We start from the raw sequence: 22,669 nt of genomic DNA, 5'->3' as shown, positions 1-22,669 counted from the left end.
TAATAATTTGAACAAAAAAATCTCACCAAAAGCTTTATGGATAGCCATTGGTGAGGTTTTTAATTATTGATGCAAAGCTCTATACAAAAATGTTACAAACTCCGCACGTGTTACAGGATCATTTGGTCTAAAGTTGCCATTATCTCCAATTGTGATCCCATTTCCTGCAAGTATAGCGATAAAGTTATGTGCCCAGTGTGTTTTTGGCACATCCTCGAAAGTATCTTTATTCGATGAAGTTAAATTAAAGGCAAGAACTAATACTTTTGCCATTTGAGCGCGTGTCAAATTCGTAGTTGGCTGGAAGTTCCCATCTATGCCTTCAAACAGACCTGCTTGTTGCACCTGATCGATTACCCCAAAATAGAGATGGCCTTTAGGTATATCGTTAAATTCTCGCGCATCTTTTTTCGGTTCTAGCGCTAATGCTCTTGTTAATATCAGGGCAGCATGCTGGCGCTGAATTGGTGCATTTGGCTTGAAGGTGCCATCTTGATAGCCTGTAATAATGCCCTGCTTTGCCATCTCCTGAATCATCGCCCAGGCCCAATGTCCTTGAGAAATATCTGAGAAGATGATATCTGGCTCTGTTGGTTGTGGATCAATTGGTTCTTCAGGTTTAGGTTTTTGTTCTTCAGGTTTAGGTTCTTGTTTTTCAGGTATGGTTGGCTCTGGTATTGGGGATGGATTCGGAGATATACTTCCTCCACCACCCGATGAACCGTCTGTTACCCAATGGGCATATAAGGTGATATTGGACTTCACTACATCTTTAGAAAAATTCCATGGTATCGTCAGTTCAATATCCTTATACCAGCCTGTAAATGTATAGCCTGCCTTTGTTGGATTTACTGGATTTGTTGCTAAGGTATCTTTAGTTACCTTCTGTGATGCTACTGCACTTCCTCCATTTGTTTCGAAATCCACCGTATACTGTGCGACGACGTTTTCCCATTTTGCATACAAGGTTGTATTTTGGGTTATCATATCCGTTGTAAAATTCCATGGTGTGGTGAATTGAGCATCCTTATACCAGCCTAAAAATGTATACCCTGGTTTTATAGGGATTACTGGTTTACTTACTAGTGCCTCATAAATTACTGTAATAGGATTGATTGCTGTCCCCCCATTTGTATTAAATGTGACAACATATGAATTTGCTTTCCATTTCGCATACAAGGCAAGATCTGATTCTTCAATATCAACAATGCTATTGACTGTATAATCTATACCATCTCCCACGTTAGTGCTGTTCCAACCATCAAATGTATAGCCAGTTTTTTCTAAAGATCCTATATTATCTAAGATCGTTGCTGGAGTATTTCTTGGATACATATTCATATCTACTGGTGGATTTCCTTGTTCAGAGCCATTTCCATGATAGATAATTTGATAAGTAAGTAACTCGAACTGGTGATTATTTTGATTGGCATAGGCTTGAGCAGTCGATGCATCATGACCATAAATAATTAAATTACTTGGATTTGCATTAAAAATATCTTCTAAAAGAATCGTTGCATCCGATAATATTTTCACTTGTTTAAGATTATTGTCATTAAAGGCATTATCCTCTACAGTCATTACATTTTTAGGAATTTCAATGCTACTAAGTCTATTCTTCCCAAAGGCCCATCTACCAATATTTGTTACACTACTAGGAATCTCTATACTTGTAAGCTGATTATCGAGAAATACACTTTCCGCTATACTTGTTATATTTGAGGGAATCGTTACATTTGAAAGTTCATTGGTAGCAAATGCATACGCTCCTATACTTACGACACTAGTAGGTATTACTAAAGAGGTTATGTGATTATCTGAAAACGCCCATTCTCCTATAGTCTCCAAAGTTGCTGGTAACTCAATGTTTGTTAATTGGTTCTCCATAAATGCGAAATCCCCAATTGTCTTAAGTTGATTTGGCAGCTTAACTGTAGCAAGTGCATTATCTAAAAATGCATATGAGCCAATTTGAGTAACTTGATCTGGTATTTCTATAGCAGTAAGTTTATTTGTAAAGAATACACCTTCACCTATCTTTTTAAGGTTATTTGGTAGTTTCACATACGTTAATTGATTTTCTGCAAATGCTACATCTCCAATGCTTGTTACACTGTCTGGTATAATTACCTGCGTAAGACCTTTTTCACCAAATGCTCCACTACCTATTGCTGTTACTACCCTGCCATCTAGCTGACTTGGAATGGTTATTGCCATATCAGTACCTATGTAATCTCTAATCGTTACTGACCCATCCCTATTTTTTGTCCACTCATAATCCGCTTCATTGACAGGATCTGGAGAATTTATACCTTTAAAGTTTATATTCAACCTATTTGCATACTCTTTTGCAGAAGAATTCTCTGGAGCATAAATAACAAGGTTAGGACTATGCCCTATAAAAGCATCATCACCTATTTCAACATCTTTAGAATATATAATGATTTCCTTTAGGTAATTATTTGAAAAGGCTTCATCTCCAATGCTTTTCACACTTTCTGGTATCTCTAAACTTTCAATATCATTCCTTGCAAATGCATTTGACCCTATTATTTTTACACCTTCTGGAATTTTCGCATTGACAATATCATTCGTTGAAAATGCATGATCTCCTATACTAATAACACTTTTAGGTATATCTACGCTTTCTAGCAAATTTCCAGAAAATGCATAATTCCCGATACTACTTAGATTATTTGGAAGTATCACATTTGTTAGTTGGTTTAAGGAAAATACACCATCACCAATGTTCGTTAGATTACTTGGCAGTGTCACACTTGTTAACTGATTTTGATAAAAAGCATAAGCACCAATTGTTGTTATTGTTTCTGGTATCGTGAGGCTTGTCAGATTTTTATTAGTAAACACCCAAGCGTCTATCCCTGTTACGATTTTCCCTTGTATTTGGTGAGGGATTACCATGTCTCCGCCAGTACCTGTGTATGTCTTTATAGTTATCGATCCATCAGGGCTATCTTCCACATCATAATCAGCTTCATTAGCAAAAGTAAAAGGGATTTTCACTAACATCATGAAGATAAATAGTGTAAACCATATTCCATATCTAACACTTTTTGCTTTCATATAGTCTCTCCTTTCTTTAAAAATGAAATAATTCTTCTTCATCTTAAAGGTAATTATTTACTCCCACTATTGAGGAATGTTAATTATTTTTAGGTAAATACAAAAATCCCATCATTGGTAGTCTTATCACACCAGTGATGGGATTTTTTCTTATTGAGTGAGGGCTCTATATAAAAAGATTGCGAATTCTGCCCGTGTAACAGCATCATTAGGTCTAAAATTACCTTGATCACCTATTGTGATCCCGTTTGACGCAAGAATAGCAATATAATTGTATGCCCAATGAGTAGCAGATACATCATTAAATGTTTCTTTCTTATGGGCTGTTAAGTTTAAAGCCTCTACCAATACTTTGGCCATTTGTGAACGTGTCATATTAGATTTTGGTTGGAAGTTTCCATCTATGCCATCAAACAGTCCTGCTTGTTGCACTTGCTTAATTTCTTCAAAATAGAGATGACTTTCAGGAATATCCTTAAATATAAACGCCTCTTTTTTCGGTTCTAGCTCTAATGCTCTGGTTAACATCAGGGCAACATGCTGGCGCTGAATTGGTGCATTTGGCTTGAAGGAGCCATCTTGATAGCCTGTAATAATGCCCTGCCTTGCCATCTCCTGAATCATCGTCCATGCCCAATGGCCCTGAGGAATATCTGAGAAAGTAATGTTTGCCTCTGTTTGGGGTGTTGGCTTGGTTGGTTGTGGCTTAGCTTGATCTTCAGGTTTAGGTTCTGGTTTTTGAGATAAGGTTGGCTCTGTCTTTTCTGGCTCTGTTAGTGTTGGGGACGAATTTCCTCCACCACCTGACGAATCGTTTGCTAGCCATTGCCATTTTGCATATAAAGTAGTATTAGCTGTCACTATATCTGTATGGAAATTCCAGACTTTTGTGAAATGAGCATCTTTATACCAACCTGCAAATGTATAGCCTACCTTTATTGGGTTGATTGGTTGCATTGCGGTTGTATTAGCAGTAATCCTTTGGGGCGATATAGCACTTCCACCATTTGATGCAAAGTCTAGAATATAATGTACAGCTTCCCTTTCCCATTTTGCGTAAAGCGCTGTATCTTCTACCACTTTATCAGTATCAAAGCTCCATGGTTTGGTCAGCTCTTCATTCTTATACCAGCCTACAAATTTATAACCTGTTTTTGTCGGGAACAGTGGTTCATCTATTACCTCATTATACTTAGCTGTCACAGGAGAAATTACCGTCCATCCATTTGTATAAAAGGTAATGATGTATTCATTTGTTAGCCATTTTCCATATAACGTCATACTCTCTGTCACTTTATCGATCTCGAAGTTCCACGGTATCATCAGCTTATCGTCTTTATACCAACCTGCAAATGTATAGCCAACTTTCGTTGGATCTGATGGCTTGGCTAATAGCTCTCCATTCAATACCTCGACTGTTATTGTGTCTGTATCTGTATGAAATATAACAGTATATGGTTTTTTTGCCCATTTTCCATATAGAGTTATATTTCCCGTTATCACATCTGTATCAAAGTTCCAGGGTACAGTCAATTCTTCATCTTTATACCACCCTATAAATTGAGAGCCATCTTTTATCGGAGTTGCTGGGGCAAGTGCTTTTTCTCCAACCAGTATTTGCTGTTCATCAATAGCTGTATCGCTATTTGGCTCAAATGTTAGTGTATATGTTAACGCATTTCCCTTTGCATAAATTTTTGTTGGCTGTGTGACATTGCCATCCCACGGCTTTGCCCATGCCAAATCACTATACCAACCATCAAACCTGTCACCTTGGTAGTTAAATGTATTAGGCTGCAGCACTAATGGTCTATTAAAGTAAACCCAATGCAACTGATTAGAGGCAAATGCCCAATCTTCTATATATGTAACTGCTTCAGGAATAGTCACTTCTTTCAGGTTATTACCATAAAAAGTATAGAACCCTATCTTCTTTAAGTCATCAGGTAGAATAATGGTTGTTAAGTGATTTTGATAAAACGCGTAGTTCCCTATACTTGTCACGCTACTGGGAATGGTTACACTTTCTAATTTATTCCTCGAAAATACACTGTTCTCAATTCTTGTTATACCATCTGGAATTGTCACTGCTGTTAGCTGATTATTCGCAAATGATTCTGCTCCTATTGTTTTTACGCTATCAGGAATATAGACAGTCGATAACCGATTGTCAAAAAACGCTAGATTACCTATACTCTCTAATCTATTAGGGAGGGTCACAGTCGTGATCTGATTCATCAAAAATGCTCTATCCCCTATTTTGGTCACACTTTCAGGGATAGTTACACTTGTCACATTCTTATTGAAAAATGAAGATTCCCCTATTATCGTAACGGGCTGTCCGTTAATAACAGCTGGAATATCAACATGCCCTCCTGCCCCTCCATAGGCTACAAGTGTTATGCCCGTGTCATTTGGCGCTGTATGGAATCTTGCATTACCAACTAGATTTTTGTTAAGGCTCTTTTTAGCATGACTATCCGCTCCTTCTTCAATAGCATTATGCTCATTCGCATAAGAGGCTGGAACTTGCCCATATTGGAAAAAGAGCAATATTAGAACAATCATCATGTTCGAGATTCTTTTCATTCCTCTCGCTCCTTCCTCTTAAAATCAAGTATTCTCCTCCCTTTATCTTAGAAAATTTCAGATACTTCCACTATTGAGGAATGTTAATTGTTTTATGTAAAAAAAAGACCGCTACCTAAAAAAGATAACGGATAACCTTATTCCAGCGTGTTTAATAATATTGCCTGTGCTCGATTTTTAACACCTAACTTACTATAAATCCCCGAGAGATAGACTCTTACTGTACCTTCCGATAAAAATAGCTGCTCGGCTATTTCTTTATTAGAAGCACCTTTTGATAATAATGTAAATATTTCCTGTTCACGAGTTGTAAGGGAAGCCAATGGTGAAATTTGCTTATACTTTTGAGCACATTGGAGCAAGTGCTCAACGTAGCTCATGGAAACCTCCCTACACTCCTTTTTGGAAGATTGCTTTCGAATAGCTTTTTTTAATAAAGCATATGTTTGAGGCTCATCTATAAAGGTTCTGATATATTGATATGGTTCGGCTAATTTCAAGGCTTGGTGTAATTTTTCTAACGCCTCATCTGCTTGTCCTTGCTCAACCAAACATATGGCTAATAAAATTGTCGCTTCTATACGAGTAGATAGCTGTTCTTGTTGTTGCGCCTCTGATTGCACCTGTATAATCAATTGCTGCGCTGCTAGTAGATGTCCTTCCATGAGTAAATAACGTGCTTTTACTAGCAAATAAAATGTAAAATCCTTATCTACTTTGACCTTAGCTAACTCCTGTTCTGCTTGGACAACATTATCTTCACGTAAAAATAAAAGTGCCTTCATTACTCTTATACTATCAATCCAATGGCGTTCATTGACAGCTTCAATTGCATGATCTAAAACGCCTTGAGCAACTATATATTGCTCTTCTAACACGGCTATTTTACTTTTAAGAATATACATCGGTACTAACAATCCTGCATCTTGAAATTGATGTCCAGAACGTATAGCTTCCTCTAATTCTATTGATAGCTCAGCAAATTGGTTCCACTCATATAATTTTTCTGCACGCACGCCATAGCTATAGCCCGTCATACTTAAGTTTTTAAATTTCCCTGTTCTAAACTTAGCAAAATAAGACATAGCCTGTTCATCTGAAAGTAACTTTCCTCGAGATCCGATATTTGTTCTAAACAACATAGGCTCTGTTTGATTATATTGTATAAATATTGCGTCCCATTTGGAATCAACTGGATTTCTCTCAAGTCTTTGTCGAATATATTCCCCAGCTTGAGAAAGATCTCCGTTTTTCATGACAAAGACATAGGCTTTCACACCTAGAAAATCATCGACAGCAGATGCATACTCACTTTTATTCATCCATTGATTAGTCCTATGCTTTTGTTCTAGGTCTAGGATCGTCCGATAAGCATCTTCTAAATTGTGTAATGCTGCGAGTGTATAGGCATACATTACCATCAACTCTGGGTGTACCTCATAGCCATTAGACAAAAATGTATCAATCCATTTTACATAAGATGTTGAATGTCCACAGGAAAGAAATGTTACAAGATGCTCCTGAATCCATTGTTCAGCATACATAAATACGTTGCCGCATAAAGCAAGCTCTATAGCAGATAAAAAATTTCCATTATTATATAAAGCTACAGCTGCCTTTTCATATAAATACAAAATATCCTGCTGAGTAAAACGATTGCTCAATTCTTGGCGCAATGCTTCTCTAAATAAATTGTGATATCGAAAAACCTGCCCTTTTGCTTCTACTCTACTAATAAATAATCCTTGTTGATCAAGCTCTAATAAGACTAGTTGAGCATCAGTACGGTTTGTTAGGACATTACATGTATCAGCGGTTAATTGTTCCAAAAGTGAAGTATAAAGAAGAAAAATTTGGAGGGATGGTGCTAGTTTGGAAAAAACCTCACTCATTAAATATTGGAACACATATAAATTACTTTCTTTTAACTCTTTGTCTACATTATGGAAATCTGCTAAATTAGTTAGTTGCAACCCTGTTGGCCAGCCCTCTGTTATCTCAAAAACCTTTTGAAATACCTTTACATCCAGCTTTTTATTTAAATTTTTATAAAATTCTTTTGTCTCTTCATACGTAAAAAGAAGTTGCTCTAAACCAATTTCAAGTAAGCAATGGTTTAATCTCCACTTTGCAATAGGTAATGAAATAGTTGATCTACTAGTCAAATAAATAAAGCAATTTTCAGGTAAGAAATCAATTAGTCGAGTCATCGCTTGATGGATAGCAATATTATGAATATGATGATAATCATCAATCATAATATGAATCTTTTTAGTAGATAGCGATAATTCATATAAGAGAGAGTCCACTAAAAACTCTAATGGTAACTGTGGTTGTGCATGGAGTATAGAATTAATCCGAGAGGCAGCTTCTGGCTGTAATGAGTGACCAATAGCATGAATTAAATACTTCCAATAGCGATTTAAATCATTGTCTGTTTGGTCCACCGTATACCATGCTACTGCCGTCTCAAGTTGCTGAAACCAACTACTTAGAAAAGTGGTTTTACCATACCCTGCTGGCGCTTGTACTACTATAAGTTTTGCTGTTGACTGGAGTAGAATGGCATTTAATCGTTCTCGCTCAATAATTTGCTTGCCCGTTTGAGGGACTGTTGTTTTTGAGGCTAATAAAATATTTGGCACATGCAGACCTCCTTTCTCTTTAACAACTTTAAAAGCCTAGCCATTCTTTTGCCCATAAAATGGCCTTCGTGCGAGATTTCACACTTATTTTACTGTAAATTCCTGTTAAATATATACGAATTGTTCCCTCTGTCAGCTGCAATTGTTGTGCAATCTCCTTATTAGAAGCACCTTCTGCGAGTAATTGCAGAACATCTTTTTCTCTTGCAGTAAAGTTAGTGAAAAACTCATCTTCTGTGCTGTCATTTAGTAATAGTTTATTTACATAGGCTAACGGCACTGACTTAAATGTATCTCCCTTATTATGCTGACGTAGACGCCAGTATTTATTAAGTAATGGCCAGATAGAATCCTCCTCTATAAATGTACGGTAATACCCGTAGGACACTCCATGTTCAAGAGCATCATGTAATACTGTTAAAGCGAAATCCTCTTTACCAAGTGAAAAATGACAAATGGCTTCTAGCAAGCCCGCTTCAATAAGCGTAACGATTTGCTTTTCCTGAGTTGCTCCTTCTTTTAAACGAATAGCAATTTGCAATGCTTCCTCCAGTTGATTTTTAGCATATAGAATTTTACCTTGAACTAATAAATAAAATGGATTTTTTGATGCAATTCTATAATTGATAAAATCCGTCACTCTAAAAAATTCCTGTTGTGCATATGAAATATTTCCTTCCAATAAATAAGATTGTGCTTTCATAATATAGAGCATACCTATCCAATAAGGTTTATCGGTTTCCTTCATAGCTTCAAGCAATAACAGATGTGCTTCTTCGAATTGTTTTTTAGTCATATAAATACGAGCCTTTAATAAGTACATTGGTATAAATAATCCTGGATCTTGAAAATGTAAACCATATTGTAAACCGATTTCTAACTCTTTACTTGCTCTATCTAAATCATTTATTTCATACAAAATTTCAGCTAGTAATCCATAGGTAACGCCTGTAATATTTCGCTCCCTTATTTCACTTTCATTCAACACTTGAATCAGTTCATCCATTTTTACTACTGGTAAGAATTTTCCTTTTGCACCTACAAAAGTACATAAAATTCTAGGCTCAAATTGATTATATTTTAAAGAAATATGATATAAAGATGACTTATTCTTTCTTACATTTACGCGTGTTTGTAAACCTACTTTTGCCTTTTCAATGTCTCCATCTTCCATATAACCTATATAAGCCTGTATAATTTCAAAGATTTTTGATACAGCAATGAACTGAAAACCCTCCATCCATTTCCATTTATTTTGTTTAAATAGTAGTTCCTCTATGATTTTATTCGCCTGATCAATTTCATGGGTTGAAAACAGAGTAGTAATATATAAGACAAGCATATTAATATCTACTGGAAACTGAGCATTCCTTAATTTCTGTATCCACTGCCCGAATAATAGAGTATGTCCCTCGGCAAATATTTCGACTAAATATTTTTGAATCCATTCATGTGCAAGCTTATATAATTCGCCATTTAAAGCAAGCTCAATTGCCGCTACATAGTCTTCTCTTTGGCATAAATTAGTGGCTGCTTCGTAATAAATAGAGGTAATCATTTCATAGGAATATTGCCTTTGAAATTCTACCTGTAGGGCATGCCTAAATAAAGTTTGGTAACGATAAACGGGTGGATGAGCTTGTACTTGTTCGATAAACAAACAATTTTTCTCCAGCTCTGAGAATGTAGTTAAACTATCTAATCCGTTCGTGATGGATGCACAAACACTCGGATCTAAGTAGTTTAAAATGGAAGTTCTTAGTAGAAAATCTTGCAATTCTTGAGGTAATATTAAAAGAATTTCTTGCATGAAGTACTCATGTATATATGAACTAGCTTTGGCTAAAATTTCTTCACTACTAAGATTACCTATCATTCCACCTGTTGATAGCTTTATCAGTTGGATACCTGCTATCCAGCCCCCTGTAGTCTTTAATAAAGGCTTCAGCGCATCCTTCTGTTCATCATTAGTAACAGAATTAAAGAAAGATTGTAGCTCTTCTAAATCAAAACATAATTGACCCGTCCCGACTTCTAGTATCCAACCTTTTACACGCCATTTTGCTAGTGGAAGTTCTAAATTAGTTCGTGTGGTTATATAGATCCGTACATTGGCTGGTAAATATTCAATAAGTCGATTGATAATTTGATGAATTTGAGGGTTGTGGATTTCTTGAAAATTATCAAAAACAATATGAATATTTTCTTTATATGTATCTAAATCGTTTAACAGTGTATCTATAATTATTTCAAAAGGTGGTGTTTCATCTAGTATATTGTTTAACTTTTGTTCTATATTCAATATGCTAAAAGATAATGTATGTATTAAGTACTTTAAAAATCTCACAGGATCATTGTCATTCTGATCGATAGTAAACCATGCTACCGATTCATCAATATGCTTCAACCACAGACTTAAAAGAGTCGTCTTTCCGTATCCTGCGGCTGACCGTATAATGGTTAGTTTTTTCATTCGATTGTTAGATAAAATAGAAAATAATTTCTTCCTCTCTAATACATTTGGCACTGTACGTGGAATTGTTACTTTTGATTTTACCCATACCATATCCATCACCTTGTCTCCCTTCTACATTTCATTAGTTCTATAAATTTCGAATTTTTCCTGCAATTTAATTTTTCTACTCATTCACTTCATCCAAAAGAGCATACTTATTTTAGAAGGATAAAGCAAACTACTTCACTTTTTTTATTCCTAGCGTTAGAATACTAATATCTTATTTTCCTATAGGAAACTTTATTTCACTGATGATACTTTTTGAAACGAGGGAACAATATGGTTTACAAACGAGTCACAAAATCGTCTGCAGAGGCGGTTTTAGATGGAGATATAAAAGGTTGGCGAAGATTCTTGCCATTTTTAGGACCTGCTTTCATTGCAGCAGTTGCCTATATTGATCCTGGCAATTTTGCTACAAATATTACAGCAGGCTCTCAATACGGCTACCTGCTACTTTGGGTTATAGCCTTTTCTAATTTAATGGCCGTGTTAATTCAGTCCCTGTCTGCCAAGCTTGGGATTGCGACAGGAAAAAATTTACCTGAAGTAGCACGCGAGCATTTTTCTAAAAAAACATCTATCTTTTTATGGATACAGGCGGAATTGGTCATCATTGCCACAGACCTCGCGGAATTTATCGGAGCAGCATTAGGGCTTTATTTACTTTTTAATATCCCAATGCTTCCCGCCGCATTGATTACAGCAGTAGGTTCATTCGCTATTTTAGAGTTGCAAAGAAGAGGATTTAGAGCCTTTGAAGCAGGAATTTCTGGAATGGTTTTAATTGTTGTATTGGCATTTGCCTTCCAAACATTTTTAGCGCAGCCAGCATGGGGCGATGTGGCGATTGGCATGTTCACACCACACTTTGAAGGTGTAGATTCACTATTATTAGCAACAGGTATTTTAGGTGCAACCGTTATGCCTCATGCTATTTACTTACATTCTTCTTTAACTCAAAGTCGTATTATTGGTCGAAATGAGGCAGAAAAAAAACGTATTTTCCGTTTTGAATTTATCGATATTATCATCGCTATGATTATTGCTGGTGCCATCAATATGAGCATGCTCATAATTGCCGCAGCCGTATTCCATACCCAAGGCGTTGTAGTTGAAGATTTAGATGTTGCCTATAATGGCTTAAAAGATATTCTGGGCCCAATGGCTGCCATTTCCTTTGGTCTTGGTTTACTTATTGCAGGGCTTGCTAGCTCCTCTGTAGGGACTTTAGCTGGTGACGTAGTGATGCAAGGCTTCATTCAAAGAAAAATACCTCTTTATTTACGTAGAGCGATTACCATGGTGCCACCACTTGCAATCATTGCCTCTGGTGTGAATGCTACCTATGCTCTCGTTCTTAGTCAAGTTGTTTTATCATTTGGTATTGCCTTTGCACTTGTCCCTCTTGTTATGTTTACAAGTAAACGAGACATTATGGGAAGCCTAGTTAATCACCGTATTACAACTGTTTTAGGTTGGTTTGTCGTAGTCGTTGTTGTTACGTTAAATATTTACTTACTGTGGGAAACAATTTTTGGATAACAAAAAGCCAGGTACTCTATAGCAATGAGCACCTGGTATCTTTTTGATTAAACATCCACCTTTTCGATATTTCTAATGGCTAAATAAGCAATACCAAGACCCACGATTGCTAAAGTAATTGGAATAATAATAATATCGTTTAAAGTAAAGTTACCTGAATTTGACGAAGTTACAGACACAATTATAATAGATGAAATGATAGTTGTCGGTATAGAGTATTTTCTCATCCCGAAATACAATGGGATTAAAGCTATACCTGAGGCAGCAATCGCATTCATCAATACAGAAGGTATTTGCTGGATAATTAAAGAACTAGATAGTACATCAGGAATTAATTCATATCGATCGCTTATGATACAAAAAATGGTTGTAATAAGAGCATTGGAGATAATGATCATACTGAAAGTAAATAGCATGACAATAGCAAGCTTTGCGACCATTAATTTCTTTCTACTTATAGGATACATAAAGGCTAATGTAATGGTTTTAAATTTATATTCTCCGATGATTAACTTAGCTATTAACGTAGAAGCAAAAATCATAAAAACTGCTCTTACAAATGAATCAATAACACTGAATGCAACCTCATAATTTTCAAGCCCTGGGTCTCCTTCCACTTTAGAAATAAATAAAATCATAAACAAAAAACCAAGAATAACAAAATTAGCGATAATGGCTCCTTTAACATATGAACCTAAATGAAATTTTTTCATTTCTAAACGCATTAAATTAAGCATGGACAACACCTCCATTGATTAGCTTTAAGAAATAATCCTCTAATGAACTAGTTTTTTTACTAATCTCTTCAATCTCAACGTCATGTTCAATTAATGCTCTCGATAGGCTTTGTTGGGATACTGTTGAGTCGTATATACGTATAGAGTTATCATCCATCAGCTTAAAATTCGTAATGTTTAATTCGCTTTCAATAATAAACGCTGCCTTTTTCCCATCACTTACGATCACTTCCGTATAATTGACCTGATCACGATTAATAGTATCCATTGCTACCTCAGTGATGAGCCTTCCATTCTTAATAACACCTATTGTATCGACCAATTGTTCTATTTCAGCTAGAATATGACTAGAGATAATAATAGTTATGCCGTACTCCTTACAAAGCATCTTGAAAAGCTCTCTTAACTCCTTTATCCCTACTGGGTCCAATCCATTAATTGGTTCGTCTAATATAAGTAACTCTGGCTTTGTAATAATGGCCCTTGCGATGCCTAATCTTTGCTTCATCCCCAGAGAAAAATCTTTAACCTGCTTATTCTCTGTATTCGATAACTTTACTAAATTAAGAACATGTGCAATTTCTTTCTTATCATAATAACCCATGTATTCACAATGTAATTCCAGGGTCTCTCTAGCCGTTAATTTTTCATAAAAAATAGGATATTCAATAATTGTCCCCATTCTTTTTAGTATTTCATAGGATTTGTCCGTCAATTTCGCCCCCAAAATTTCTACATCCCCACTTGTAGGTTTCGTAAGATTAGTTAGCATCTTCATAACAGTCGTTTTACCCGCACCATTAGGACCTAAAAATCCATAAATCTCACCTTTCTTAACGTTCATATTGACAGCAGAAACAACTTCCTTTCCATCGTACACTTTCGTAAGCTGATTTGTTTTTACAATGTATGTCATGTAATTCTCTCCCTCAATTGTGACTAGTTTCATTATAAAAAATGAAACTCTCTATTTTATTACTGCATTCTTACAAATTTCTTAAGTAAAAAAGCCTGCAAAGCATTAAAGCTCTACAAGCATAATGGATTCAATACATCATTCGCTTTAACGAAATCGTAAAAATAGTTTTTTCATAGGGAATACTCGATAAACGGATCGAGCCATTCATTATTTCTACAAGCCGCTTTGTAATCGTTAGTCCCAGACCGCTACCTTGGAAAGATTTATTTCGAGAATCCTCAAGTGTATACATCCTTTCAAAAACGCGATCGATATGGTATTCATCAATGCCCTTGCCACAATCCCACACATCAATATCAATATTGGCTTCATCGTTTCTTATAGTAATTCCAATTACATTGCCATCTGCTCCATATGCAATAGCATTAGACAGTAGATTGTTTAGCACTCTATTTAATGCTTCTTCATTACCAAGTGCATATATGGAGCTTTCAGGGATATCAATTTTAATATCTAATCCCAATGAAGTAACCAAATCGTAAAAAGACAAAACATTTTTTCGGCATATTTCACTGACATTGATTTTAGTGATTGGATAATCTGTGTCCCCAGCCTCTAATTTTGCCAAGTCAAAAAATGTATGAATAATTTTTAATACCTCTAATGTTTTAGCATGTACACCCGTAAGTAAACGTTGCTGTTCCTCGTCACTATTCGCGTTTTGAAGTTGAAGCATTTCAATATAGCCAAGTACAACGGTTAAAGGCGTTTTAAGATCATGCGAAATATTGGCCAACATCTTTTTCATAGAATTTTCCATTTTATGATGTGTAGCCTGGACTTTTTGATGTTGATCTAGCAAAGTATTCAGTGTAATAAGTAACTGTTGAATTTCTGAATTTGTAGTTGTTATTAGAATCTTTTCATACGTCTGCTCATTCACAATTACATGTAGTTTTCGATGAATATATTGGATAGCTCGTTCTTGTTCCTTCTTGACTTTCCATTGAAAAATGAGAATGCCAATTAGCAATACAATTATTAATAATAGAAATATCATATATTTTTACCCTTCAAACTTATAGCCGATTCCCCATAGGGTTTTAATATAGTGAGGATGTGACGGATCATCTTCTATTTTTTCACGTAGTCTTCTGATATGTACATTTATAATATTTTCGTCTCCGTAATAGGCATCTTTCCATATCATCTGATAAATTTGCTCTTTGGTAAAAACTCTGTGACGATTTGTCACAAACAATTTTAAAATGGAAAATTCCTTTGATGTCAGCTTTATCTCTTGTCCGCTCTTTGTTATTGAGAAATTAACAATATCTATCTTTAAATTATCAATTTCGAGGACCTCTTGCTTTTGTTCAGCTTGACTAGAGTATTTCGTAGCTCTTCTGATAACAGCCTTTACACGTGCTGAAAATTCTAGCATAGAAAAGGGTTTAGCAATATAATCATCTGCCCCTAACCCTAAGCCCAATGCTTTATCAACATCACTGTCTTTTGCAGACATAATAATGATAGGAAGTGCTGCCTGCTCTCTAATAATCTTTAATACTTCCAATCCATTTAATTTAGGTATCATAATATCTAAGATGACCAAATCAAAGATATTTTGCAAACAATTTTGTAATGCCTCTTCGCCATTAGTCGCTGTTGTGACCTGGAAACCTTCCATCGTTAAGTAATTATCAACCATTTCACGAATGGCTTCATCGTCTTCTACAAGTAAAATATGCTTTTGCACTATGATGCACCTCTCCTATCAAACCCAATTTCCATATGTATATTACATTACCATATTTATGATGTTTGATTAGAGAGATTTTGTTTATGAGTGTTGAAAAAAGAGCTGATCCATAAACCATCACTCTTTGGTTTATAGAACAGCTCTATTATTTAATCTTCAACTTTTAAATCACAATCTTCAAGTGGAAGCATTTTTGTTTTGTGCTTTAATTTATAGCCAAACCATAATGCTAAAAATAATGGAATCCCAATATACGAAACAAGGATACCGTACCAATCAATCTTATCGCCTGTAAAGGCTGTGTAATTTTGTCCAATGACTACGATCATACAAACTGTAAAAGCAAATAATGGTCCAAACGGATATAATTTGGCTTTATAAGGTAATAACTTTGGATCTAAGCCTTGTGCATCAAACGCTCGGCGGAAACGATAATGACTAAACGCAATACCTAGCCATGCAATAAAGCCAGACATTCCAGAAGCATTTAATAGCCAGATATAAACCACTCCATCGCCAAAGAAGGATGCCAAAAATGCTAAACAGCCTACAGCTAATGTTGCCATAAGTGCATAAATCGGAATACCTCTACGACTTAGCTTTGCAAAAAATTTAGGTGCATGTCCATCCACTGCTAATTGCCATAACATACGAGAAGATGCATATAGTCCTGAATTTCCTGCTGACAGCATAGCCGTTAAAATAATGGCATTCATTAATGAAGCAGCAAAGGCAATACCTAGGCGGTCAAACACTAGTGTAAACGGTGATACTGCGATATCTTCTGATAATAAACGTTCGTCTGTAAATGGAATTAACATCCCAATTGCACCAATCGCTAAAATATAAAACAAAAGAATACGCCAAAATACAGATTTAACAGCCTTCGGAATATTTTTACCAGGATCATCTGTTTCACCAGCTGTAATTCCTAGTAATTCTGTTCCTTGGAATGAAAATCCTGCAGCTAGGAAAATACCAAATGTAGCAAGGAAGCCACCATGGAATGGCCCATCACTAACAAAGAAATTAGTGAAACCTACAGGAGCCTGCCCACCTAAAATACCAAAAATCATTAGTAAGCTAATGATAATAAAAACAATAACCGTTGCTACTTTAATCATGGCAAACCAATATTCACTTTCACCATAACTTTTTACGGATAGTAAATTAAACGTCAATACCACAGCAATAAATAATACTGTCCAAAGTGCTGATGAGCTATCTGGGAACCAATATTTCATAATTAATGACACAGCAGCAATTTCGGCAGCAATGGTGATTGCCCAGTTATACCAGTAGTTCCAGCCTAATGCAAAGCCCAAGGCAGGATCTACAAATTTGGTTGCATACGTACTAAATGAACCTGAGGATGGCATATAGGCAGCCATTTCCCCTAAGCTTGTCATTAAAAAATACACCATAATACCAATTAAAGCATAGGCCAGCAATGCTCCTCCAGGCCCTGCCTGAGCAATTGCTCCTCCACTGGCTAAAAATAGTCCCGTACCAATTGTACCGCCTAAAGAAATCATTGTAATATGACGGCTTTTTAATTCTTTTTTCAGCTTCGGTGCTTTATGTCCGAGCTGATTTACTTTTATTTCACTCACGATATAGCTTCCTTCCTATTTATGAGGCAAAAAAATGCCATCACATATACACTGTGATGGCTACATTAATCCTCAGTTTTTCCTACATGATAGCTCAACACGTTGTGCAAACGTGACAGTTCTGTTCCTTTCGGAGACAGCCCCAGCATGAGGTTTTCAAGTCCCCTCACACTTCGGCAATATTTCCTTTCAACTAATTTCATCAATGCTTGTCATTTCAATTAGCATACTTATAAATATCGCGACCTCTACCTCAATACAAACATGAGGCATATAATTATTAAATTTATGATGTTTATTATACTAACATAAGACCATAGACATTTCAATACAACCACAAATGTTCTGTATTTTATGAATCTTCTACTATTTTTAATAGTGTGATAAAGTGTTATAGTAGTTCAATTAGAATGGTTATTATTAGGGGGGATTTTATTTTGACTACAAATGATCATTCCACTAGTTTTCCAAGTAAAAAAATTAGCTGGAAAGGAACAACCTTACTTTTAGTCTTTGGAGTTATCTTTATAGCCTCTACATTACGAATGCCACTAACTGTTGTTGGCCCAATTATATCCTTTATCCGTGAAGATCTTGGAATATCTAATGTTTTGGCAGGCTTTCTAACAACGATACCATTGCTGGCTTTTGCTGTTATATCTCCATTTGCACCAGTTGTAGCACGCAAACTAGGGCTTGAGCTAACATTATTTTTATCCACTTTTCTCTTGGCTTTAGGAATTGTCCTACGTTCACTTGGTACTACAGAATTACTTCTATTGGGTACTGTGCTAATTGGCGTAGCCATTTCTTTTGGAAATGTACTAATTCCAGGATTATTGAAGTTGAAATTTCCCTATCATGTGGGTTTATTAATGGCCTTTTTCACCATGTCCATGAATTTTACTGCTGGCCTTGGTGCTGGTATTAGCTATCCGATAGCTAATTCATCGTTAGGCTGGCAAGGTGCACTTTCCATTGCACTCATACTCGTTCTAATTACAATCTTAATTTGGATACCTCAACTAAAATCAAATAAACCAGAACCAGTTACTACATCTAAGAAGACCAGTACACCTTTATGGAAATCACAAGTTACTTGGGCTGTCACAGGGGCAATGGGTTTACAGTCTTTATTATTCTACACAACAGCAGCTTGGATACCTGAGATCTATATTGCTCAAGGTTTAGCACCTGATAAAGCTGGCTGGATGTTTTCAATCATGCAATTCTCACAAGTACCAATGGCCTTAGCAGTGCCTATTATTGCTGGTAAAATGACTTCTCAACGCCCACTTGTATTGATGTTTACATCCTTCTATTTAGTAGGCTTTGTTGGGGTTGTCATGGAATGGACAAGTCTTGGGGTACTGTGGATGGTTCTTCTAGGGTTAGCAGGTGGTTCTTCATTTGCCCTAGCAATGATGTTCTTCACTCTCCGTACTCGTACTGCATTTGAAGCAGCAGATTTATCAGGCTTTGCACAATCTTTGGGTTATTTATTTGCCGCAATTGGTCCTATTCTTTTTGGCTACTTGCATGATTTATTTGGCGGCTGGAATATTGCGGGATGGCTCTTTGTCGTTGTAGCAATGTTACTCTTCTTTTGCTCAATGAGAGCCTCTAAGGATGAATATGTGCATTAAAATTAAATAAAGCAGGTGGATTAGATTCCTCCATCTGCTCTATTTCTATATAGTGTTTACACATTACTTAATTGTCGGGTTGCTGGAGTAATGTTAGCAATTCAGCAAGGCATTCTGATGCTTCATTATTACGAGCTGTTATAGTAGAAAAAATAGGAACAGCCTCTTGTAAAAGCATATAACTATAATAGTAATAGCCTACAAAAGCTTGCTCCTCATAGCCCTTTGGCGTTTCTTTCTCCCACTCCTGCTCATCATTATCCTCATTTTCTATCCACAAATAGTTGACGTCTAATAGCTCCTGCATATTTTTAACAGTATTGACTGGCTCGAGATAATCCTTGGTAATAGCATGTGCCACAGCTAAATATAACTGTACCTCTTGTAAGGAGACAACCTCTAATTTTTTACTAGTAAGCTTTTTTAGCAGGACAAGCAAAACCCATGGTGTCACCTGCCACAGTGTACCTTGATGTTCAATTAATTCAGCTAGTTGTGTGTATTGCTCCTGTTCTATCAGCTTAGGAATGGCTGTACCTCTACCATAAGGTGTCGTCAATTGTCTCCATGGGATATTGGGAATTTGCTGATTTAACATAGTAAGCGCCCTCTCTCATCAAAAGTATTGAAAGTAAACAATTCCTTTACACTAATAGCATGGTTTTTGGTAAAAATAATTTGGTGTATGATAAATATTTACATAGGGTTTATGGAATATATGAGTTGTGGCAGGGGAAAGTGGTGGGATTAACCATGTCCAGTTGCCTGTAACTTCTCTTCCTGTTGATTTTTCTGCCTCCTCAAACAATTTAAACTGCTGAGCTGCTGTATGATGATCAACAATGCTCACACCATCTTCTTTAAATGAGTGAAGAACAGCAATATTAAGTTCTACTAAAGCACGATCACGCCAAAGAGACGCATGTTTGGTTGTATCAAGATTAAAAATCTCTGCAATTGCAGGTAACATATTATAACGATCATGATCTGCTAAATTTCGTGCACCAATCTCTGTTCCCATATACCAGCCGTTAAATGGAGCTGCTTGAAAATCAATTCCAGCCATTTGAAAACGCATACTCGAAATAATAGGTACGGCATACCACTTCATTCCTAATTTTTCCATATCGTTTGACTCTGGATGACGGATTGAGACCTCTACTATATTTTCTTCAGGAATTACAAACATTTGAGGAGCACGATTATCCACCTGTATAACGAGTGGTAGTACATCAAAATCAGTTCCTTTACCTCTCCATCCTAACGACTCACACACTTTTGTAAATTTAACGGACTGTGAATCTCCAATAATGCCTGCATCTGTTTCATAGCCTGCATAACGAATTAGTTGATGATTCCAAATCCGTACTCTATCTGAAGCAAACACTGTTATAGTTGGGCGGATTTTCCCATGATTTGTCGCATAATCAATATGTTCTAGTAATTTTTGAAAAATAGCCTTTTCATCTAAAACATCACGTGCATCTACCACATGCAGTGACTGCCAAAATAGACGTCCAATACACTTATTGCTATTTCGCCATGCCACACGTGCGCCAAAAACTAGCTCCTCTGTTGTTGGGTGATATTCACCTGCATCCTTAACTGCCTGTAATCTATTCTTTAACCAAAGTTCTGATTCATTTTGTTCTGTCTGATATAGACTTAAAAATTGCTGTATCTCCTGTATATTCATATCGATTCCTCCACTTATCCTCATATTAGAGGAACAAAACAACAAGCACCATGAAAATAGTAATTGAAAAAACATACATATTTTATATATGAAATAGTTTGTTCATATTTACTCTATAGACTCTCTTTGTAAGAGAATGTAAGGGAGAAAGATTTTAATTATTATAAAAAGGCTACAGTAGTCATGTAGCCTTTTTCAGGGGGTTGTAGAACAAAGAAATCAATAGAATATTTGTAAATGGTGAAAAAGCTATTCGTTCTGGGCTACTTACTTGCTGCTATTGCTTCGCTTTCGCATAGAGCAGAACCAGTTTCACAAATTCTCTGGCCAGGATTTCGCCTGTATCGCTATACTAGAGAAATCGTCAAGCAGCCTTCACAAAAGTATTGACCATGGATGTGTACGTGGTAGGTGAAACGGCTTATAGGATGCCCATAGAAAGATGCTAGGGGAATGAAATTCAGTCCCTCACCTTGCCAATAGGTCTTTTTCTGCTATTGCATTATCTTTTATCGATTAACGAACAGGAGAATAGAAAAAAGCATGTAACACACATCTGTGCTACATGCTTGATGACCCGTACGGGATTCGAACCCGTGTTACCGCCGTGAAAGGGCGGTGTCTTAACCACTTGACCAACGGGCCGTGGCTCCGAAGGCAGGACTCGAACCTGCGACAACCTGATTAACAGTCAGGTGCTACTACCAACTGAGCTACTTCGGAATAATGATGGGCCTAAATGGACTCGAACCATCGACCTCACGCTTATCAGGCGTGCGCTCTAACCAGCTGAGCTATAGGCCCATTTTGGAGCGGGTGATGAGAATCGAACTCACGACATCAGCTTGGAAGGCTGAGGTTTTACCATTAAACTACACCCGCAAATAATGGTGGGTCAGGACGGAATCGAACCGCCGACACTTAGAGCTTCAATCTAATGCTCTACCAACTGAGCTACTGACCCGAAATGGAGGAGGTAGAGGGATTCGAACCCCCGCGCGGTGTTACCCGCCTGTCGGTTTTCAAGACCGATCCCTTCAGCCAGACTTGGGTATACCTCCAAAAATATTACAATGGTGGAGCCTAGCGGGATCGAACCGCTGACCTCCTGCGTGCAAGGCAGGCGCTCTCCCAGCTGAGCTAAGGCCCCATTTATCATGAAAGATGGTCGGAATGACAGGATTCGAACCTACGACCCCTTGGTCCCAAACCAAGTGCTCTACCAAGCTGAGCTACATTCCGTAAACATGATTTTATTGGCGCGCCCGACAGGAGTCGAACCCATAACCTTCTGATCCGTAGTCAGACGCTCTATCCAATTGAGCTACGGGCGCATGTTAATTAAAAAATGATGAGCCATGAAGGACTCGAACCTTCGACCCTCTGATTAAAAGTCAGATGCTCTACCAACTGAGCTAATGGCTCGTGAAATTAAAAATGGCTGGGGTACTAGGATTCGAACCTAGGCATGACGGAATCAAAATCCGTTGCCTTACCGCTTGGCTATACCCCAATTTTAAAATGGGGCGACTGATGGGAATCGAACCCACGAATGTCGGAACCACAATCCGATGCGTTAACCACTTCGCCACAACCGCCACTATATAATAACAGCCATATATGAACGAGTACCTCAATACCTGGCAGGGGCAGTAGGAATCGAACCCACACCAAAGGTTTTGGAGACCTCTATTCTACCGTTGAACTATGCCCCTAAAATGGTGGAGGGGGACGGATTCGAACCGCCGAACCCTAAGGAGCGGATTTACAGTCCGCCGCGTTTAGCCACTTCGCTACCCCTCCAAGGGAATGGTGCCGGCGATAGGAGTCGAACCCACGACCTACTGATTACAAGTCAGTTGCTCTACCAACTGAGCTACACCGGCAATAATAATGGCGGTCCCGACCGGGATCGAAC

13 protein-coding genes, 15 tRNA genes and 1 riboswitch are annotated in these 22,669 nt (G+C 37.0%); of the genes, 2 read left to right on the top strand and 26 right to left on the bottom strand.

The annotated features are described in order from the left end of the window. Positions 1-63 precede the first annotated feature (63 nt). The 4 genes from B3D98_RS10195 to B3D98_RS10180 form a co-directional block, all read right to left on the bottom strand. Complete coding sequence (locus B3D98_RS10195) at positions 64-3,084, bottom strand: leucine-rich repeat protein (protein WP_288582785.1); 3,021 nt, start codon at positions 3,082-3,084, stop codon at positions 64-66. Between the two features lie 150 nt (positions 3,085-3,234). Beyond that, on the bottom strand, positions 3,235-5,673 hold the full coding sequence (locus B3D98_RS10190) for an InlB B-repeat-containing protein (protein ID WP_288582784.1): 2,439 nt from the start codon (positions 5,671-5,673) through the stop codon (positions 3,235-3,237). Between the two features lie 137 nt (positions 5,674-5,810). Further along, positions 5,811-8,318: a LuxR C-terminal-related transcriptional regulator gene (locus B3D98_RS10185; protein ID WP_288582781.1), complete on the bottom strand. Its 2,508-nt coding sequence runs from the start codon at positions 8,316-8,318 to the stop codon at positions 5,811-5,813. Between the two features lie 28 nt (positions 8,319-8,346). Next, positions 8,347-10,890: a LuxR C-terminal-related transcriptional regulator gene (locus tag B3D98_RS10180; RefSeq protein ID WP_288582779.1), complete on the bottom strand. Its 2,544-nt coding sequence runs from the start codon at positions 10,888-10,890 to the stop codon at positions 8,347-8,349. Positions 10,891-11,112: 222 nt separating this feature from the next. Between B3D98_RS10180 and B3D98_RS10175 the strand changes: the two genes are divergently transcribed. Continuing rightward, entirely contained in the window at positions 11,113-12,378 is a 1,266-nt protein-coding gene (locus B3D98_RS10175; protein WP_066038370.1) for an Nramp family divalent metal transporter, read from the top strand. A gap of 47 nt (positions 12,379-12,425) precedes the next feature. Here B3D98_RS10175 and B3D98_RS10170 read toward each other — a convergent pair whose 3' ends face one another. From B3D98_RS10170 to B3D98_RS10150, 5 genes are all read right to left on the bottom strand, one after another. Next, positions 12,426-13,115: an ABC transporter permease gene (locus B3D98_RS10170; RefSeq protein ID WP_048391929.1), complete on the bottom strand. Its 690-nt coding sequence runs from the start codon at positions 13,113-13,115 to the stop codon at positions 12,426-12,428. After that, positions 13,108-14,031, bottom strand: a complete 924-nt coding sequence (locus tag B3D98_RS10165; RefSeq protein WP_103117310.1) for an ABC transporter ATP-binding protein — start codon at positions 14,029-14,031, stop codon at positions 13,108-13,110. The genes B3D98_RS10170 and B3D98_RS10165 overlap by 8 nt, the downstream gene beginning before the upstream one ends. A 130-nt stretch (positions 14,032-14,161) precedes the next feature. Next, positions 14,162-15,094, bottom strand: coding sequence for a sensor histidine kinase (locus B3D98_RS10160; RefSeq protein WP_288582772.1), 933 nt, complete (start codon positions 15,092-15,094; stop codon positions 14,162-14,164). A 6-nt stretch (positions 15,095-15,100) separates the two neighbouring features. Continuing rightward, positions 15,101-15,793, bottom strand: coding sequence for a response regulator transcription factor (locus tag B3D98_RS10155; RefSeq protein ID WP_115673848.1), 693 nt, complete (start codon positions 15,791-15,793; stop codon positions 15,101-15,103). Between the two features lie 152 nt (positions 15,794-15,945). Then, on the bottom strand, positions 15,946-17,409 hold the full coding sequence (locus tag B3D98_RS10150; protein ID WP_054548681.1) for an amino acid permease: 1,464 nt from the start codon (positions 17,407-17,409) through the stop codon (positions 15,946-15,948). A gap of 82 nt (positions 17,410-17,491) precedes the next feature. Then, positions 17,492-17,668: riboswitch (Lysine riboswitch) on the bottom strand. 178 nt (positions 17,669-17,846) lie between these two features. On the opposite strand from B3D98_RS10150, the gene B3D98_RS10145 reads away from it, so the two are divergent. Continuing rightward, positions 17,847-19,055, top strand: coding sequence for a CynX/NimT family MFS transporter (locus tag B3D98_RS10145; RefSeq protein WP_288582769.1), 1,209 nt, complete (start codon positions 17,847-17,849; stop codon positions 19,053-19,055). Positions 19,056-19,122: 67 nt separating this feature from the next. Here B3D98_RS10145 and B3D98_RS10140 read toward each other — a convergent pair whose 3' ends face one another. The 17 genes from B3D98_RS10140 to B3D98_RS10060 all read right to left on the bottom strand — a co-directional run bounded on the left by B3D98_RS10140 (position 19,123) and on the right by B3D98_RS10060 (position 22,637). After that, positions 19,123-19,653 carry a hypothetical protein gene (locus B3D98_RS10140; RefSeq protein WP_054548680.1) on the bottom strand — a complete coding sequence of 177 codons (531 nt, stop codon included), beginning with the start codon at positions 19,651-19,653 and terminating at the stop codon, positions 19,123-19,125. Between the two features lie 51 nt (positions 19,654-19,704). Next, a complete protein-coding gene (locus B3D98_RS10135) occupies positions 19,705-20,751 on the bottom strand; it encodes a nitric oxide synthase oxygenase (protein WP_054548679.1) in 1,047 nt (348 codons plus the stop codon). Between the two features lie 573 nt (positions 20,752-21,324). After that, positions 21,325-21,396 (bottom strand) — tRNA-Glu (locus tag B3D98_RS10130). A gap of 1 nt (position 21,397) precedes the next feature. Continuing rightward, positions 21,398-21,474 (bottom strand) — tRNA-Asn (locus B3D98_RS10125). 7 nt (positions 21,475-21,481) lie between these two features. Continuing rightward, positions 21,482-21,555 (bottom strand) — tRNA-Ile (locus B3D98_RS10120). Between the two features lie 4 nt (positions 21,556-21,559). Beyond that, positions 21,560-21,633, bottom strand: a tRNA-Gly gene (locus B3D98_RS10115). Positions 21,634-21,639: 6 nt separating this feature from the next. Then, positions 21,640-21,715, bottom strand: a tRNA-Phe gene (locus tag B3D98_RS10110). A gap of 4 nt (positions 21,716-21,719) precedes the next feature. After that, a tRNA-Ser gene (locus B3D98_RS10105) sits at positions 21,720-21,812 on the bottom strand. A 13-nt stretch (positions 21,813-21,825) separates the two neighbouring features. Next, a tRNA-Ala gene (locus tag B3D98_RS10100) sits at positions 21,826-21,901 on the bottom strand. A gap of 15 nt (positions 21,902-21,916) precedes the next feature. Then, positions 21,917-21,993, bottom strand: a tRNA-Pro gene (locus B3D98_RS10095). A gap of 15 nt (positions 21,994-22,008) precedes the next feature. Next, positions 22,009-22,085 (bottom strand) — tRNA-Arg (locus B3D98_RS10090). 18 nt (positions 22,086-22,103) lie between these two features. After that, positions 22,104-22,176, bottom strand: a tRNA-Lys gene (locus tag B3D98_RS10085). A gap of 13 nt (positions 22,177-22,189) precedes the next feature. Continuing rightward, positions 22,190-22,264: transfer RNA gene (locus tag B3D98_RS10080), tRNA-Gln, on the bottom strand. Positions 22,265-22,273: 9 nt separating this feature from the next. Further along, positions 22,274-22,349 (bottom strand) — tRNA-His (locus B3D98_RS10075). Positions 22,350-22,392: 43 nt separating this feature from the next. Then, positions 22,393-22,466 (bottom strand) — tRNA-Trp (locus B3D98_RS10070). A 4-nt stretch (positions 22,467-22,470) separates the two neighbouring features. Further along, positions 22,471-22,554 (bottom strand) — tRNA-Tyr (locus B3D98_RS10065). A 7-nt stretch (positions 22,555-22,561) separates the two neighbouring features. Further along, positions 22,562-22,637 (bottom strand) — tRNA-Thr (locus B3D98_RS10060). Positions 22,638-22,669: the final 32 nt, after the last annotated feature.

Source organism: Lysinibacillus sp. UBA5994 (assembly GCF_002429725.1).
Classification (GTDB): domain Bacteria; phylum Bacillota; class Bacilli; order Bacillales_A; family Planococcaceae; genus Lysinibacillus; species Lysinibacillus capsici.
The sequence above is the reverse complement of the archived record's forward strand: the minus strand, read 5'-3'. Positions and strand labels throughout refer to the sequence as shown.

Coding starts and splice junctions, on each gene's coding strand:
- B3D98_RS10195 (WP_288582785.1), bottom strand. CDS start 3,084: ATGAAAGCAAAAAGTGTTAGATATGGAATATGGTTTACACTATTTATC.
- B3D98_RS10190 (WP_288582784.1), bottom strand. CDS start 5,673: ATGAAAAGAATCTCGAACATGATGATTGTTCTAATATTGCTCTTTTTC.
- B3D98_RS10180 (WP_288582779.1), bottom strand. CDS start 10,890: ATGGATATGGTATGGGTAAAATCAAAAGTAACAATTCCACGTACAGTG.
- B3D98_RS10175 (WP_066038370.1), top strand. CDS start 11,113: ATGGTTTACAAACGAGTCACAAAATCGTCTGCAGAGGCGGTTTTAGAT.
- B3D98_RS10170 (WP_048391929.1), bottom strand. CDS start 13,115: ATGCTTAATTTAATGCGTTTAGAAATGAAAAAATTTCATTTAGGTTCA.
- B3D98_RS10165 (WP_103117310.1), bottom strand. CDS start 14,031: ATGACATACATTGTAAAAACAAATCAGCTTACGAAAGTGTACGATGGA.
- B3D98_RS10160 (WP_288582772.1), bottom strand. CDS start 15,094: ATGATATTTCTATTATTAATAATTGTATTGCTAATTGGCATTCTCATT.
- B3D98_RS10140 (WP_054548680.1), bottom strand. CDS start 19,653: ATGTTAAATCAGCAAATTCCCAATATCCCATGGAGACAATTGACGACA.
- B3D98_RS10135 (WP_054548679.1), bottom strand. CDS start 20,751: ATGAATATACAGGAGATACAGCAATTTTTAAGTCTATATCAGACAGAA.